Genomic DNA, 15,727 nt, shown 5'->3' on the forward strand with positions numbered 1-15,727 from the left:
GCCACTATATCCAGCTTTATATCTATGTGACCCTCATATCAGTATTGGACACCTATGTCGCATCTCTGATGTCCTCTGCGTCATGGCACCACAAACGGGGACAAACTACGCCTACCTGCGGCCGGAGCGGCCGGTGCGGCGCCGCAGGAGATGGCCGTGGATCCTGGCGGGGCTGCTGGTCCCGCTCCTCGCGGCCGGCGGCGTCGTCTGGGCGCTGCGTACGGAGGGCTCGCCCGAGGAGACGGCCGACCGCTACCTCGCCGCCTGGGCCGAGCAGGACTACGCGGCGATGCGCGAGCTCGTCGCGGACCCACCGGCCGACTTCGAAGCCTGGCACCGCCGCTTCCGCGCCGACCTCAAGCTCACCCAGGCGAGTTTCGTCCGTCCGCGCCCGACGGGGGTCTTCGCCAGCGAGAGCTCCCCCGACGGAAAGGTCTCCTTCCAGGCGAAGCTGACCGGGCCGCTCGACTGGGACTACGACGGCGAACTGCGGCTGGTCGAGCGCGGCGGCACGTGGAAGGTGGCCTGGACGCCCGCCGCACTCCACCCGCTGCTGAAGAAGGGCCTCGCGCTGCGGGTGACGACGCGGCGGGCCGATCCCGTACGGATCCTGGCCGCCGACGGCACCGACGTCGGCGGCGCGGACGCCCCAGGCTCGGTGCAGCAGCTCGTCGAGGGCATGAAGCAGACCTTCCCCGACCGCTTCGACTCGCCGATCCGCTCCGGGATCGCCCTCTACCAGGGCGACCGGCTGGTCAGGAACGTCGTCGAGCCCGGGGGCTACCGGCCGATCCAGACCACGATCGACCTGAAGGTGCACCGGGCGGGGGCCCAGGCGGTCAAGGGCGTGGACAAACCGGTCTCCCTGGTGGCGCTGCGGGCCTCGACCGGGGAGATCCTGGCCGTGGTCAACGCGCCGGGCGGGTTCAACCGGGCGCTGCTCGGCAAATATCCGCCGGGCTCGACGTTCAAGGTCGTGACGGCCTCCGCGCTGGTGGCGGACGGCGTCCGGCCGGACCGGCGGGTGTCGTGCCCGGCCGAGAAGAACATCGGCGGCTTCCCGTTCCACAACGCGGGCTTCGAGGACTTCGGCACGCTGTCGTTCCAGAACGCGTTCGCGCACTCCTGCAACACCACGTTCGGGGAGATGAGCGTGGCCCGGCTGAACGGCGGGCGGCTGGCCGAGGTGGCCAGGAGTTTCGGCTTCGGCTCCGCGATCACGCCGGGCGTGCCGGCCGTGCGGGCCGAGTTCCCCGACCCCAAGGACGACACCGACCTGGCCTCCGCCGCGATCGGGCAGGGCCGGGTGCTGGCGAGCCCGCTCAACATGGCCTCGGTGGCCGCCGCGATCGCCTCGGGCGCGTACATCCCGCCCCGGCTGGTCACCGCCGAGCACATCCCCGACGGGCAGCCCGGCAACCCGCGCCCGCTGGAGAAGGGGGTGGTGACGGCGCTGCGCGAGCTCATGCCCGCCGTCGTCACCGACGGCACCGCGCACGGCGTGAGCTTCCCGGCCGGCACGGCGGGCAAGACGGGGACGGCGGAGTACGGCTCGGGCAAGGAGCCGCCCGCGCACTCGTGGTTCGTCGGGTACCAGGGGGACCTGGCGTTCTCGGTCATCGTGGAGGGCGGCGGGGCCGGCTCGGCCGTGGCGGCCCCGATCGCGGCCCGCTTCCTCAAAGCCCTCGGCTGACGGCCGTGACCGGGCGGGGCGGGCTGCGGCCGGCGGCCGTTCAGCCCGCCTTGCGGTCCAGCGGCGAGGTCAGGCCCGCGACCGCGGCCACCACCTCGGAGGCGTTGGACAGGTCGGGCAGCACCACGTCGGCCCCCGCCTCGCGCAACTCGGCCGCCATCGACCGCCCGGAGGCGACCCCGATCATCGCCGCCCCACCGATCTTGGCAGCCTGCACGTCGCGCGTGGAGTCGCCGATCACCACGGTGTTGGCCGGGGTGAACGGCGTGCCGTAGCGCTGCTTGGCCCGCGACTGCGCGACCTGCAGCAGCGTCGCCTTGGGATAGACCTCCTCGCCGTAGCCGCCGAGCTCGAAGTCGACGTGCTTGTCGAGCCCGAACGCCTTCAGCTTGTGCACCGCGTTGCTCTTGATCGTGCCGGTCAGCACGGTCTGGACCACACCGTCGAGCCGCGACACCGACTTCAGCGCGTCCTTGGCCCCGGGCATCATCCGCCCCTCCTTGGCCAGCCGCCCGCGCCGGTCGGCGAACGCGGTGGCCAGGGCGGCCAGAAACTGGGGCAGATGGCCGTCCTCGGCCACGACGCCGTTGACGGCCAGCGTCTCGAAGACGATCTCCGAGTCGGGCCGGCCCATCGGGGGGACGAGCTTGACCAGGGGACGCCCGGTCACGAAGCGGAACGCCTCGGCGTAGGCGTCCCTGGTCACGATGGCCACGTCGACGAGGGTCAGGTCGACGTTCCACAGCACAAGGCGGTTGATGGCTGCCTCCTGAGTAATTCCTGCAAGGGTACGGCCGTCGCCGCCCTCAGGGCTCCCGCCTCGGGAATCTCATCACGATCAGGCATGATCCATGGCCTCGGCCAGGGTGTCGACCACCGGCAGCCCCGTGCTCTCCAGCTCGGCCCGCGGTGTCATGCCGCCGGTGTAGAGCACCGCCCGCGCGCCGACGTGCCGGGCGGCGAGCCCGTCGTCCACGCTGTCGCCGATCACCAGGATCTCCGCCGGGTCGACGCCGATGGCCGCGATGTGGGCGGTCATGTGGGCGGCCTTCTCGCCGCCGGTGGCGCCGGTGAGGCCGTCGACCCTGGTGAAGTGCCGGGTGATGCCGAACGAGTCGACCTTGGGCACCAGGTGGGCGTGCGGCGCCATCGAGCAGAGCGACTGGGTGCCGGTCCAGCCGGTCAGCGCCGCCTCGGCGCCCACGGCCAGGCCGCAGATGTCGGCCAGCCGGAAGTAGTGCTCGTGGAACCCGTCGTCGAGCAGCTCCCATTCGCCCTCGTCGAGCGGGCGGCCGAGCAGGCGCTCGTAGGCGAGCCAGATGGGGCGGGTGTAGACCGCGCGGAATCCGTCAGCGGTCAGAACGGGCAGCGCGTACGGCTTGAAGACCTCGTTGGTGGCGCCGACCACGGCGTCGATGTCGTGGAAGAGGGTGCCGTTCCAATCCCAGATGATGTGTTTCGTCATTTCCCGCCAAGCCTAGACGGCGGGTGTGACATCCCGGTGAACCGGGGGCGCGGACCATGTGGCCGCCACCCCCGGCCGGGAGCTCCCTGCGAGCCTCGCCGGAGAGGCCCGGAGCTACTTGCAGGCCTTGGGGGTGGTGCCGGAGCCGTTCTGGCCGCCACGACCGCCGTTCCACTGGACGGAGACGCTGCCCCAGGCGCACATGTTGTTCGCCCAGAGCATGTTGCCCCAGTGGCGGCCGCCGTTGCCGCGCTTGAACCGGAACGCGTCGTGACGCCCGTCCCTGGTGTACACGTTGATCGTGCCGGTCATGCTGGTGCCGGTCTTGACCTCGATCCAGTTGGTCTTGCAGCGGCCCGACCACATGAGCTTGATCGTCCCGACCTCGCCGTTCACCCGGCTGGTGACCTTGGCCGACTTGACCACCCGCGCGGACGTGCCGCAGCCGCTCTTGTAGGGGTCCTTGTGGTCGTACGGCTTCGCGGACTGGGCGTGCGCGGGCGAACCCGCCAGCAACGTCACCGCTCCTACGACAATCGCCGCAAATCGACGCATCACGTGGAACCGACTCCTTTGAGAAGATAACAGTGCTTCGTCCGGGACCCTAGCGACACCTGACACCGCGCGGTCAGGAAGCACACCCGGCGTGATCTCACCGTTACAAACTCAGCAGGTCGGGAATCTCCTGGGTCGCGTACCACATCAGCTCGTGGGCCTCGGCGCCGTCCACGGTGAAGCGCGCGTCGTCGTCGCCCGCGTCGGAGTCGGGCAGGGCGGCGACGGCGGCCTCGATGTCGGCCGCCGCGTAGTCGTCGTCGATGTGCACCGCGGCCACCTTGGCCATCGGGATCGGCTCGGCGAGGCGTACCCTCGCCCGCTCCTCCAGGTCGGCGCCGGCGCTCGCGGCGCGATCCGGCACCTCGGCCGCGACCACCACCCGCCTGGGCGGAACCTCGACGCCGTCGGCGCGGCCGGCGGCCAGCAGCCGCAGGGAAGCGCGGGCCGCCTCGGTGAGCGCGACGTATTCGAGCTCCTCGGTGTCGCCGGAGGCGTACCACTCGGTCAGCGCGGGGGTCACCGCGTAGCCGGTCAGCGGGGCCGGGCCGAGCTCTCCCGCCTCGACCGCCGCGGCCAGGGCCACGAGAGTGCACGGCAGATAGACGCGCATGCAGAACCTTTCCAAACCACGGGGAACCTGCCTCACCAGACCGCAACCTTACTCATAGCGCCTGGTCACGACCGTGCGGACGGGACTACTTCCGGCCTGTTTCACGCAGGGTGAGCCGCAGCACGCCCTCCAGCTCCGCGATGGTGGTGTCCGCGTCGCGGTGATGGATGCCGGCGATGCCCAGCGCGCGGGCGGCGACGATGTTGGCCTCGATGTCGTCGATGAACACGCACTCCTCGCCGGCCAGCCCGATCCGGGTCAGCGCGTGGCGGAAGATGCGTTCCTCCGGCTTGCGCATGCCGACCTCGCCGGAGATCACGATCTCGTCGAAGAGCTCGTCCCAGTCGTCCCGGGGGTAGGTGTTCGACCAGGAGTTGGACAGCAGGCAGGTCCTGACACCGCTCGCGCGGACGTCGCGCAGCATGTCGTGCATGGCATCCACCCGCTCGAAGCCGGCGAACATCCGCTCCAGCAGCCCTTCGGCCACCGGCGGCACGCCGTCGAGGGTCATCAGGCGGGCGGCCAGGTCGCGCTCGAAGGAGGGCCCGTCGATCTCGCCGCGTTCGAGGGCGTGCACGACGCTCTCGCCGTCGCCGCCCTTGTAGGCGTGGTCGATCAGCTCGCGCATCACGGCGTAGTAGTGGTCGCGGTCGATCCTGTCCGCCACGATCCAGCGCGCGATGGAGTCGGAGAGGCTGGTGGTCAGCACTCCGCCCCAGTCGATGAGCACACCGGTAACCATCGTTCTAGGGTAGAGCGTCCGGGAATGTAGTCATACCGCCGGGTACGCCGTTCAACTCCGGATTTAACCCCATAAAAGGACGTCCGATTTATCCGGTTAAGGTGACCGTCCAGCGTTCATCGCGCCCCAGAAGGGACCGCCGTGCGGACGACGATCCTGATCATCTCTCCTGACCAGTGGACCGCCCCCGGGCTCGACCTCTTCCAGTTCGCGCCGATCATCCCCGGAGGCCCCGAGTGGTTCACCAAACCCGTTCTGATAGCCCTGCTCAGCTCGGTCGTCGTCATCGCCGTGTGCTGGGCCGCGTTCGCCAGACCGAAGATCGTGCCGCGTGGCTGGCAGAGCCTCGGCGAGTACGCCTACGTCTTCGTCCGTGACCAGATCGCCCGGCCCAACCTGGGCAAGGACGCCGACCGCTGGATGGGCCTGCTCCTGACGGTCTTCCTCACGGTGCTCGGCTGGAACCTGATGGGCATCGTGCCGCTCGTCCAGTTCCCCGTGGCCGCCCACATCGCCTTCCCCGCCGTGCTGGCGATCAGCGTGTACGTGATCAAGCTCTACCTCGGCGTCCGCCACCACGGCGTACGCGGATACCTGCGCGGCATCGTGCACCTGCCGGGGCTGCCCGGCTGGGCGTACGCGCTCTACGCGCCGATGATCCTCGCCGAGGTGTTCCTCACCTCGCTGTTCACCCACTTCGTCCGGCTGTTCGCGAACATGTTCGCCGGCCACATCATCGTGGCCTTCTTCAGCTCGGTGGGCTTCTGGTTCCTGTTCGAGCGGCTCACCCCGCTCGGCGCCGGTCTCGGCGTCCTCGGCGTGCTGATGGCGATCGTGATGACGGCGTTCGAGCTGCTCGTCCAGTTCCTGCAGGCGTTCCTGTTCGCCATGCTCGCCGGCATGTTCATCGCCAGCGGGCTGCACGGCTCACACTGACGCCTGCCGCGTACGCCGCTAGCCTCCCACGCGGGCGGCCAGCTTGCGGTGGGCGGACGAGCGCAGCACGTCGCCTGCCCGCTCAGCCGACGCCACCGGCGCCTCGGCCAGCAGTCCCCTGTTCTGCTTGAGCGTCAGCAGCCGGGTGACCGACTGGTCGAGGCGCTCGCGCGAGATCCGCCCCGACCTCACCGCCCCCAGCACCGCCTTGTACGCCTTCGGCAGGTCGTTCGGCATGAGCAGCAGGTCGGCACCGGCCAGCACGGCCCGCACCGCGATCTCCCCGTCGTCGTACTTCTTGCGCACCCCCGCCATGTTGAGCGCGTCGGTGGAGATCACGCCCTTGAACCCGAGCTTCTCCCGCAGCAGGCCGGTCAGGATGCGCTTGGACAGCGTCGCAGGATCGCCGGACGGGTCCAGCTTGGGGAAGACGATGTGGGCGCTCATCACGGCGTCCACCCCCGCCGCGATGGCGGCCTTGAACGGCGGCGCGTCGATCCGCTCCCACTCCGCCTTCGTGTGCTTGATCACCGGCAGCCCGGTGTGACTGTCGACGGAGGTGTCACCGTGGCCGGGGAAGTGCTTGGCGGTGGCCGCGATCTTCGCGTCGGCGAAGCCCTTGACCGCCGCGCTCACCATCGTGGCCACCCGCTTCGGATCGTCGCCGAAGGCCCGGCGGCCGATGACGGGGTTGCGCGGGTTGACGTTCACGTCGGCGACGGGCGCGAAGTCGAGGTTGACGCCGAGCGCCCGCAGCTCCTCTCCTGTCGCCTTGGCCACGGCCCGCGACAGGCCGGTGTCCTTGGTCGCGCCGATCTGGGAGGCGCCGGGGAAGTCCGTCATGAGCGCGGACATCCTGGACACCAGGCCGTTCTCCTGGTCGGTGCCGATCAGCAGCGGGATCTTCTTGGAGCCGCGCTGCAGGCCGTTGGTGAGGCCGACGACCTGGCCGGTGCTCTTCACGTTGTGCGGGAAGAGGATCACCCCGCCCAGGTGGTATTTCGCGACCACCTTGGCCGGGGTGCCGGCAGCGTAGCGGGCCTGGTTCTCGCCGGAGACCGTGTCGGCGGCGGTGCCGTACAGGACCGGCATGAAGAGCTGGCCGACCTTCTCCTCGACGCTCATCCCCGACAGGGCGCGCTGGACCGGGCTGGGCGCCGCCGGCGTCCGCTCGGCCGGGGTGGCCGGCGTGCTCTGCGCCATCCGCGCGGGCGGCGCGGCCTTGCCTCCGGTCGGCTCCGCCCCCACCGATCCGCCGCCACCGCCGCACGCAGCGAGCGCGATCACCAGGAGCCCTGCCGTACCGATCCGTCGAAGCATGCCTCCCAAGGTATCCATCCGACGACCCGCCCGGGTCCGCGCCCGTCCGGACGCGAGGGCTAGAATCCGAGACCGGCGAGGCCCGGCAGGTGGACCCGGGCCGCCGTGCGCGCGTCCGACGCCGACGGTTGCGCCCGCGCGGCCTGCGCCGCCGCACGGCACTGCTCCAGCGAGTGCGCGGCCAGCCCGGCGCGTACGCCGGCCAGCGCGGACGGCGCCATCGACAGCGACGAGACCCCCAGCCCGACGAGCACGCAGGCCAGCGCCGGATCGGCGGCCGACTCCCCGCACACCCCGCACGGCTTGCCCGCCCGCGTGGCGGCCTCGGCGGTCATGGCCACCAGGTCGAGCAGCCCCGGCTGCCAGGGGTCGTGCAGCGCGCTCACGGCCCCGAGCCGGCGGTCGGCGGCGAAAGCATACTGGCTCAGGTCGTTGGTCCCGATCGAGACGAAGTCGACCATGGCCAGCAGGTCCGCGGCCCGCAGCGCGGCGGCCGGGATCTCGATCATGACGCCCACGTCGGTGAGCCCGTGGTCGGCGCACTCCCTGGTGAACCAGGTGGCCTCCTCGGCGGTGGCCACCATCGGCGCCATCACCCGCAGCCCCGCGCCGGTGCTCTCGGCCGCCTCCGCCGCCAGCGCGGCCAGTTGCACGTCCATCATCCCGGGCGAGCGCATGAACCTGCGCAGCCCGCGCTCCCCCAGCGCCGGGTTCGGCTCCGCGGGCGCGGGCAGGAAGGCCAGCGGCTTGTCCGCGCCGACGTCGAGCGTGCGCACCACCACCTTCTCCCCGGGGAACGCCGCCAGCGCCGCCCGGTACGCCCGCCGCTGCTCCTCGGCCGAAGGCGGATCGGCGCGGTCGAGGTAGAGGAACTCGGTCCTGAACAACCCGATGCCCTCGGCGCCCGCGGCCACGGCGGCGTCCAGCTCGGCCGGGCCGCCCAGGTTCGCCAGCAGCGGCACCGGATGGCCGTCGGAGGTCGCCCCTGGACCGTTCCACGACGCGAGCGCGGCCCGGCGGGCCGTCGCGGCGCCGACCGCGTCGGCCACGTCGGACTCGGCGGGCGCGACCCGCACCTCGCCGGAGGTGCCGTCCACCATCACCTCCACGCCCGCCGGGATGCCGGTCGCGCCCGGGCAGGCCACCACGGCGGGCACGCCGATCGCCCTGGCCATGATCGCGGTGTGGCTGGTGGGGCCGCCCTCCTCGGTGACGAACGCGACCACCTCGTCCCTGGACAGCAGCGCCGTGTCGGCGGGGGCGAGGTCCCTGGCGACCAGCACGTACGGCTGCTCGGGCGCCAGCGGAAGCCCCGGCACGGGCTGCCCGTAGAGCTGCGCGATCACCCGGTCCCTGATGTCGCCCAGATCGGCGGCCCGCTCGCCCAGGTAGCCGCCGGACCCCGCGAGTACGTCCCGATATTTCGTGAAAGCTTCGAAGACCGCCCTGGGGGCGGCCAGGCCGCGGTCGATCAGCGATCGCACCTTCACGACCACGCCGGGATCCTCGGCCATCAGCGCCTGGGCCTTGAGGATCTCCTCGGCCTTGCCGCCCGCCTGGTTGCCGCGGGCCTCCAGCTCGCCCGCCACCTGGGTGAGCGCGGCCATCGCGCGCTCCTTCTCCTGCTCCGCCTCACCGGTGTACGTGGCGCCCTCGGGGGGTTCGGGCACGGAGACGGTGAGCACATAAGAGGGGCCGTGCCCGATTCCCGGGCTGACCCCCACCCCCCGCAGGTTCATGGCGTACTGGCTATCGCGGCCAGCTCGTCGAGGATCTCCTCGGAGCCCTCGCCGTCGGCGGAGATCACCACGGTCTCGCCCTGCCTGACGTCCAGGGCCATGATCGCGAGGATGCTCTTGCCGTTGACCGAGTCGCCGCCATGGGACTTCGTCACCGTGATGTCCATCGGGGCCAGCTTCGCCCGCTGGACGAACGTCGCCGCGGGGCGGGCGTGCAGCCCCACTTCCGCCGCCACGGTGACCTTGCGTTCACCCATTGTCGTCGTTCCTCCTTCACTACCGGTCCAGACCAGCCGGACCTCCGTCTGCCCATGCCGCCGATCGGGATCGAAACCCGGCGGTACTGCCTATTGTGGCGGTTCCCGCCGCTACTCTTCGCGCCCCGGCGCCGCCGTCACGCCGATGGAGACGTTCGCTATTCCCACCGGAACAGCGCGTCGCCCACGTGCACCGCGCCCTCCGCGAACCCGGTCAGGGCTCCGGAGAGCGCGTCGAGCGCGACGATCGGGCAGACGGGCGAACGCCCGCCGGCCTCGATGGCGGCGGGGTCCCAGGCCACCACCGGCTGCCCGGCGCCGACCCGGTCACCCTCCGCGGCCAGCAGGCGGAACCCCTCCCCCTTGAGCTGAACCGTGTCGATGCCCAGGTGCACCAGCACGCCCCGGCCGTCGTCCCCCACGATGACGTACGCGTGCGGATGCAGTTTCATTATTTTTCCCGCTATGGGGGCCACGGCCTGGCCAGGCCCCCGCAACGGGTCGATCGCCGTTCCCGGACCGACCATGCCCGCCGAGAAAACCGGATCGGGCACGGCGGCCAACCCCACAGCTGCCCCCTCAACCGGGGCGAGAACAGTCGTCATGGTCTCGCCCTTAGCCGATGATGTCCTCGATGTCGCTGGCGATCGTGTCCGCCTCCGGTCCGACGACGACTTGAACCACGTTCCCCGTGGCCATCACGCCATGCACGCCGGCCGCCCGCAGCGCCGCCTGATCGATCTTGGACGCGTCGTGCACCTCCGTGCGCAGCCGGGTGATGCAGGGCTCTATCTCGATGATGTTGTCGGCGCCGCCCAGTGCGGCGATGATCGCGTTCGCGTCGGCCGCCATCAGGCCCTCCCTCGGATCGACACTCTGACCAGGCTAGATCAGTCGGTCTGGGTGACCTTGTTCAAACCGCGCGGCGCGTCGGGGTCGATGCCGAGCCGGCGCGCCAGGGCCTCGGTGAGCAGCTGGCCGGGCACGATCAGGCCCATGGGGGCCAGCCACTCGGGCAGGTCGGGGCCGTTCAGCGCGGCCGTGCCCGCCTGGGCGAGCGCGGTGCCGCCGCCGATCGTGTACGCCGCCGCGCCGGCCGCCACCACCCGCTCGGCCAGCGCGACCGTGCCCTGCAGCGTCGGGCTGTTCTCGGCCGCCACCAGCAGCGCGGGCGTGTCGGCGTCCACGACGGCGATCGGGCCGTGCAGCAGGTCGGCGTACGACAGGCCCATGGCGTGCAGGTAGCAGGCCTCCTTGAGCTTCAGCGCGGTCTCCAGCGCGGTCGAGAAGGCCAGCCCGCGCCCCGAGACGACCACGCCCGGCTTGTCGAGCAGCCCCTGGACCACGGCCTCCAGGTCGCCGGGCTCGGCGATCAGCTTCTCCACCGCCTCGGGCACCCGCCGCAGCTCGTCCACGTCCACGTCCGCGCCCAGGCCGATCGCCAGCACGGCCAGCGCCGCCAGCCCCGTCGTGTACGTCTTCGTCGCCGGAACGGCCTTCTCCTCGCCCGCCACCGTGCACAGCGCGACGTCGGCCGCGAGGGCCAGCGGGCTGTCCTCGCCCCCGTTGGTCACCGCGACGGTGCCGGCCCCGCAGTCCTTGGCCCAGGCCAGCGTCTCGACGATCTCCTCGGTCCGTCCCGACTGCGAGATCGCGACCGCCAGCACCCCGTCCAGGTCGAGCTTGCGCTTGTACGTGGTCGCGATCGACGGCGCGGCCAGCGCCGACAGGCGGCCGGCGTGCGATTCCACCAGGTAACGCCCGTACACGGCGGCGTTGTCCGAGGTGCCGCGGGCGATGAACAGCAGCTGACGGGTACGCTCGCCGATGCTCCTGATCTCGTCGATCTTGGGAAGCAGGGAATCCAGTGTGGCCCGCAGCGCGGTCGGCTGCTCGGCGATCTCGCTGCGCATCTTCGTGGTCATCTCGGGCTATCCCTCAACTCATTACGGATCTGACTTGACCGTCTTTCGCGACATGTGGTCTAGTCCGGACTAGACCAGTACGAACCATAGCCCATTGCCCAGGTAGTGACGAGGGGAGGATCCGTGGCGCACATCGATCCGGACAGCCCGGTGCCCAAGTACTTCCAGCTTCGCGAGATCCTGCTGGACCTCATCGACAGTGACGAGCTCAGCATCGGCGCGGCCATCCCGTCCGAGCGCGAGCTGTGCCAGCGCTTCGGCCTGTCCAGGATGACCGTACGCCAGGCCGTCGACCACCTCGTGTCCGAGGGACGCCTGCACCGCGTACCCGGCAAGGGGACGTTCGTCGCCCGGCCGAAGATCGAGCTGGCCCTGCAGCTCACGTCGTTCACCGACGACATGCGGGCCAGAGGCATGATCCCGGGCTCGCGCGACCTCGACCGCCGCGTCGTGCGCGCCAGCGCCCACCTGGCCAAGGAGCTGGGGATCCAGCCGGGCGAGGAGGTCCACTTCATCGAACGGCTGCGCACCGCCGACGGCGAGCCGCTGTCCATCGAACGGGCCCACATCCCGGTCAAGCTCGCCCCCGACCTGGCCGAGCACAACCTCTCCGACCGGTCGCTGTACGAGCTGCTGGAGAGCCGGTACGGGCTCGTCATGGACGCGGGCGAGCTCACCATAGACGGCGGCATCGCCGACCCGAGCGACGCCGACCTGCTCAAACTTCCCCGCGGCGGGGCCGTGCTGCTGCTGCAGCGCCGGTCGTTCTCCGGCGGCATGTGTGCGGAGCTGGGGGTGTCCACGTACCGCGCGGACCGGTACCAGCTGCGTACGATGCTGGAGATGCCTTCACGACGAGGCTGACCGCACCGGCTCCCGAGCGACCCCACCCCCGCCGCCTCCTGGAGCCGGCCTCCGGGCACCGCCTGGAGTCAGCCTTCCCTCCCCCTTGAGCTCCGGCCCCGAGACCGGCTCCAACACGCCTCGGAGGAACGCCCGGTGAACGAGACCACCGCCGCCCGGCCTTCGCCGCTCGCTCGCGTGATGTCCGTGCTCCAGCGGCTGGGCCGCTCCCTCATGCTGCCCATCGCCGCCCTGCCCGCCTCCGCCCTGCTGCAGCGCTTCGGCCAGCCCGACATGCTCGGCTCCAACGGGGCGGCGCCGGGCGGGCTCGCGGACGTGGCGGGGCTGTCCTGGATGAACCAGGTGGCCGAGGTGCTGGAGGCGGCGGGGGCGGCCCTGTTCGAGAACCTGCCGCTGCTGTTCGCCGTCGGCGTGGCGATCGGCTTCGCCCGCAAGGCCGACGGCTCCACCGCGCTGGCCGCCGTTGTCGGTTACCTGGTCTTCGACCGGGTGACGAAGGTGATGTTCTTCGGCTCCGACATCAGGGACACCGTCCTGCTCAGGGAGGCCCAGCCCCAGGGCGTCGTCGAGATCATCAACTACGGCCTGCAGAACCCCACCAAGGTCCTCGGCGGCATCGTCATCGGCCTGGTCGCCGCGCTCCTGTGGCAGCGCTTCCACCGCATCAAGCTGCCGTCCTGGCTGGCGTTCTTCGGCGGGCGGCGCTTCGTGCCCATCATCACCTCCATCGTGGCGCTGCTCATCGGCGTGGGCTTCGGCTGGCTCTGGCCGGTGATCGGCGAGTGGATCCGGCACGCCGGCGAGGCCCTGGCGGCCATCGGCCCGATCGGCACCGGCATCTACGGCCTGGTCAACCGCCTGCTCATCCCCCTCGGCCTGCACCACTTCGTCAACTCCGTGGTCTGGTACGTGGTGCCGCAGTGCGAGGTGAACGGCCGGGTGCTGGGCGGCGACTGGAACTGCTACTTCGGCGGCGACCCGACCTCCGGTCACTTCATGGCCGGGTTCTTCCCCGTGATGATGTTCGCGTTGCCGGCCGCCGCCCTGGCCATGTGGCGGGCGGCGCCCAGGCACCGGCGGGCCACGGTGGGCGGCATCATGCTGTCGGCGGCGCTGGCGTCGTTCGTCACGGGGATCACCGAGCCGATCGAGTTCGCCTTCATCTTCGTCGCGCCGCTGCTGCTGGTCGTCCACGCCATCTTGACCGGCCTGGCGATGGCCCTGACCACGCTCATCGGCGGCCAGCTCGGCTTCGGCTTCTCCGCCGGGCTGCTGGACCTGCTCCTGAACGCCGGCAAGTCGAACACCGAGAACCTGCCCGGCATCCTGATCCTTGGCGTGATCTACGGCGTCGTGTACTACGTCGTGTTCACATTCCTGATCCGCCGGCTGAACATCATGACCCCGGGCCGCGAACCGGAGCCCGACCTCGACTCCGGCGAAACCTGACGCGGCGCGTTCCTGGAGATCCACTCCCGGGTAGTAACCCCTCATCCCCCACGACCCGAACGGATCGACGCACGCGCGTGGGGGTGAGCACGACCATGCTCCCGCCCGTGACCTCGCCCGCTCTCACGTTGTGGCGTGGCAGATGAGCACGATCAAGCTCCCGTCCTGGACGTCCTCGGCGCTCGCGGTGCTGCAGCGGATCGGTCGCTCCCTGATGATGCCCATCGCGGTGCTCCCCGCCGCCGGCCTGCTCTTCCGCTTCGGCCAGGACGACCTGCTCGGCCGGGACGGCCTGGGCGGCACCCTGCCCTGGCTGCTGCCCGTGGCCGAGGTCATGGCCGCCGCCGGTGGCGCCCTCTTCGACCATCTCGCGCTGCTGTTCGCCGTCGGCGTGGCGATCGGCTTCGCCCGTAAGGCCGACGGCTCCACCGCGCTCGCCGCCCTGGTCGGCTACCTCGTCTTCGACCGCGTGACCAGGACCATGTTCTTCGAGTCCGGGCCGGGCGCGGTCCACGACAAGGTCACCGTGCTGCTCAGGAACGGCGCCCCCGCCCTCGACCTGGGCGCCCAGAACCCCACCGGCGTCCTCGGCGGCATTCTCATCGGCCTCATGGCCGCCCTGCTCTGGCAGCGCTTCCACCGACTCAAGACGCCCTCCTGGCTGGCCTTCTTCGGCGGACGCCGCTCGGTCCCCATCATCACCGCCGTCGCCGCCCTGCTGCTGGGCGTCGCCTTCGGCCTGCTCTGGCCGCCGATCGGCGACTGGCTGACGCGCGTCGGCGACTGGCTCTCGGCCCACGGCACGGCGGGAACGGGCATCTACGGCGTGGCCAACCGCCTGCTCATCCCGGTCGGCCTGCACCACGTGCTCAACACCATCGTCTGGTTCACCCTCCCGGTCTGCCACGCCGGCGTGAACGGCGCGACGCGGGACGCGGCGGGCGACCTCAACTGCTATTTCGCCGGTGAGCAGGGCGCGGGCGTCTTCATGACCGGTTTCTTCCCCGTGATGATGTTCGGCCTCCTGGGAGCCGCGCTGGCGATCTGGCGGGCCGCCCCGCCTCCGCGCCGCCGCGCCGTCGGGGGCATCATGCTCTCGGCCGGCCTGACCGCCTTCGTCACGGGCATCACCGAGCCGCTGGAGTTCGCGTTCATCTTCGTCGCTCCGGCGCTCTTCGCTGTCCACGCCCTGCTGACCGGCCTGTCCATGGCGCTGATGGCCGAGCTGGGCGCGCGGCTCGGGTTCACGTTCTCGGGCGGCGCCATCGACCTGCTGCTGAACGCCGGCAAGTCCAACACACACGGCCTCGGGGTGATCATCGGGTTCGGGCTGGCGTACCTGGTGGTCTACTACGCCCTCTTCACCCTCCTGATCCGCCTGCTCAACCTGCCCACCCCCGGCCGCGAACCCCAGGACGACGTCCCGGAGACCGACACCCGGAAGGCCTAGGCCCTACCGGTTTCAGGACCGCCCGAAAAGCGCCCGTTCACGCCCGGAACTCTCCTGCACCCCTCACCACCAGGACTCCAACTCCGCGAAATCAGCCCCACCGAATAGGGACGAACACGGGCGCCGAATGCGGAAGTTGGTGCGGTCTGTATTCCTGAGCCGGGCCGAAAACTCCTTATAACGATTCTTTCTTCCATCCCTATCGAGCATTCGGAGGTTCCCATGCCCGGCATCGGCGTCACCCCCGCCCCCGAGCCGCCCCACGACGAAGAGCGCAACCGCGCGTTCACCCACGGCGCGCTGGCCCTTTCCACCCACCCCATGGTGTGGGGCCCGCCGGGCGCCCTGCCCGACGAACGCAAGCTGCGCCACCTGGCCCAGGCCCTGGCCGAGGTCCTCACCGGCCGCCGCGCGCCGGAGACCGTCGCCGACCGGCTCACCGACCGCGCGTACCGGGAACTGACCCGAGCGGGCCGGATGCTCAGGGCCGGCCGCCCGCCTTTCGTCGGTGGCGTGCACATGAAGGAGCCCCGCGAGGGCGCCATTGAAATGTGCGCCCTCGTCCATTGCGGCGACCGCAACCACGTACTCGCCATACGCCTGGAACGAAGAGGACTGCAATGGCTGTGCACCGACTTCGAAACAGCCTGACCTCAGCGGCGAACAAACGCGAAGACCCTCGCTTTCCGCACGGAAAGCGAGGGTCTCCGAAAACTCTA

Annotated in this window: 17 protein-coding genes; 6 read left to right on the top strand and 11 right to left on the bottom strand. The window is 70.8% G+C overall.

The window, feature by feature from the left end; all coding sequences use genetic code 11:
• The first annotated feature begins 82 nt into the window (after window positions 1–82).
• Complete coding sequence (locus tag OIE67_RS40085) at window positions 83–1,693, top strand: penicillin-binding transpeptidase domain-containing protein (protein WP_326630317.1); 1,611 nt, start codon at window positions 83–85, stop codon at window positions 1,691–1,693.
• 40 nt (window positions 1,694–1,733) lie between these two features.
• On the opposite strand, the gene OIE67_RS40090 is transcribed toward OIE67_RS40085, so the two are convergent.
• The 5 genes from OIE67_RS40090 to OIE67_RS40110 all read right to left on the bottom strand — a co-directional run bounded on the left by OIE67_RS40090 (window position 1,734) and on the right by OIE67_RS40110 (window position 5,068).
• The gene (locus OIE67_RS40090; protein WP_326630318.1) at window positions 1,734–2,441 is read right to left on the bottom strand and encodes an HAD family hydrolase; all 708 of its coding nucleotides are present in this window, start codon (window positions 2,439–2,441) and stop codon (window positions 1,734–1,736) included.
• Between the two features lie 90 nt (window positions 2,442–2,531).
• Window positions 2,532–3,158, bottom strand: coding sequence for an HAD family hydrolase (locus OIE67_RS40095; protein WP_326630319.1), 627 nt, complete (start codon window positions 3,156–3,158; stop codon window positions 2,532–2,534).
• 114 nt (window positions 3,159–3,272) lie between these two features.
• Window positions 3,273–3,680, bottom strand: a complete 408-nt coding sequence (locus OIE67_RS40100) for a DUF2690 domain-containing protein (RefSeq protein ID WP_326630320.1) — start codon at window positions 3,678–3,680, stop codon at window positions 3,273–3,275.
• A gap of 136 nt (window positions 3,681–3,816) precedes the next feature.
• Entirely contained in the window at window positions 3,817–4,326 is a 510-nt protein-coding gene (locus tag OIE67_RS40105; protein WP_326630322.1) for a DUF6912 family protein, read from the bottom strand.
• Between the two features lie 85 nt (window positions 4,327–4,411).
• Window positions 4,412–5,068, bottom strand: a complete 657-nt coding sequence (locus tag OIE67_RS40110; RefSeq protein ID WP_326630323.1) for an HAD family hydrolase — start codon at window positions 5,066–5,068, stop codon at window positions 4,412–4,414.
• Between the two features lie 141 nt (window positions 5,069–5,209).
• Here OIE67_RS40110 and OIE67_RS40115 point away from each other — a divergent pair, with 141 nt between their 5' ends.
• On the top strand, window positions 5,210–6,004 hold the full coding sequence (locus OIE67_RS40115) for a F0F1 ATP synthase subunit A (RefSeq protein WP_326630325.1): 795 nt from the start codon (window positions 5,210–5,212) through the stop codon (window positions 6,002–6,004).
• Window positions 6,005–6,022: 18 nt separating this feature from the next.
• Here OIE67_RS40115 and nagZ read toward each other — a convergent pair whose 3' ends face one another.
• From nagZ to OIE67_RS40145, 6 genes are all read right to left on the bottom strand, one after another.
• On the bottom strand, window positions 6,023–7,324 hold the full coding sequence (gene nagZ / locus OIE67_RS40120) for a beta-N-acetylhexosaminidase (protein ID WP_326630327.1): 1,302 nt from the start codon (window positions 7,322–7,324) through the stop codon (window positions 6,023–6,025).
• Window positions 7,325–7,383: 59 nt separating this feature from the next.
• On the bottom strand, window positions 7,384–9,063 hold the full coding sequence (gene ptsP / locus OIE67_RS40125) for a phosphoenolpyruvate--protein phosphotransferase (RefSeq protein ID WP_326630329.1): 1,680 nt from the start codon (window positions 9,061–9,063) through the stop codon (window positions 7,384–7,386).
• Window positions 9,060–9,320: an HPr family phosphocarrier protein gene (locus tag OIE67_RS40130; protein WP_106236693.1), complete on the bottom strand. Its 261-nt coding sequence runs from the start codon at window positions 9,318–9,320 to the stop codon at window positions 9,060–9,062. The genes ptsP and OIE67_RS40130 overlap by 4 nt, the downstream gene beginning before the upstream one ends.
• A 158-nt stretch (window positions 9,321–9,478) precedes the next feature.
• Window positions 9,479–9,925: a PTS sugar transporter subunit IIA gene (locus tag OIE67_RS40135; RefSeq protein ID WP_326630332.1), complete on the bottom strand. Its 447-nt coding sequence runs from the start codon at window positions 9,923–9,925 to the stop codon at window positions 9,479–9,481.
• Window positions 9,926–9,935: 10 nt separating this feature from the next.
• Window positions 9,936–10,172, bottom strand: coding sequence for a PTS glucose/sucrose transporter subunit IIB (locus tag OIE67_RS40140; RefSeq protein ID WP_326630334.1), 237 nt, complete (start codon window positions 10,170–10,172; stop codon window positions 9,936–9,938).
• Between the two features lie 38 nt (window positions 10,173–10,210).
• The gene (locus tag OIE67_RS40145) at window positions 10,211–11,245 is read right to left on the bottom strand and encodes an SIS domain-containing protein (protein ID WP_106236689.1); all 1,035 of its coding nucleotides are present in this window, start codon (window positions 11,243–11,245) and stop codon (window positions 10,211–10,213) included.
• Window positions 11,246–11,368: 123 nt separating this feature from the next.
• Between OIE67_RS40145 and OIE67_RS40150 the strand changes: the two genes are divergently transcribed.
• From OIE67_RS40150 to OIE67_RS40165, 4 genes are all read left to right on the top strand, one after another.
• Window positions 11,369–12,109 carry a GntR family transcriptional regulator gene (locus tag OIE67_RS40150; RefSeq protein ID WP_106236687.1) on the top strand — a complete coding sequence of 247 codons (741 nt, stop codon included), beginning with the start codon at window positions 11,369–11,371 and terminating at the stop codon, window positions 12,107–12,109.
• A gap of 135 nt (window positions 12,110–12,244) precedes the next feature.
• On the top strand, window positions 12,245–13,558 hold the full coding sequence (locus OIE67_RS40155; protein ID WP_326630336.1) for a PTS transporter subunit EIIC: 1,314 nt from the start codon (window positions 12,245–12,247) through the stop codon (window positions 13,556–13,558).
• Window positions 13,559–13,700: 142 nt separating this feature from the next.
• Entirely contained in the window at window positions 13,701–15,008 is a 1,308-nt protein-coding gene (locus OIE67_RS40160; protein WP_326630338.1) for a PTS transporter subunit EIIC, read from the top strand.
• Window positions 15,009–15,230: 222 nt separating this feature from the next.
• Window positions 15,231–15,659 carry an Rv3235 family protein gene (locus tag OIE67_RS40165; RefSeq protein ID WP_326630340.1) on the top strand — a complete coding sequence of 143 codons (429 nt, stop codon included), beginning with the start codon at window positions 15,231–15,233 and terminating at the stop codon, window positions 15,657–15,659.
• Window positions 15,660–15,727 lie beyond the last annotated feature (68 nt).

This window comes from Nonomuraea fuscirosea (assembly GCF_035917475.1).
In the GTDB taxonomy this organism is placed as follows: Bacteria; Actinomycetota; Actinomycetes; order Streptosporangiales; family Streptosporangiaceae; genus Nonomuraea; species Nonomuraea fuscirosea.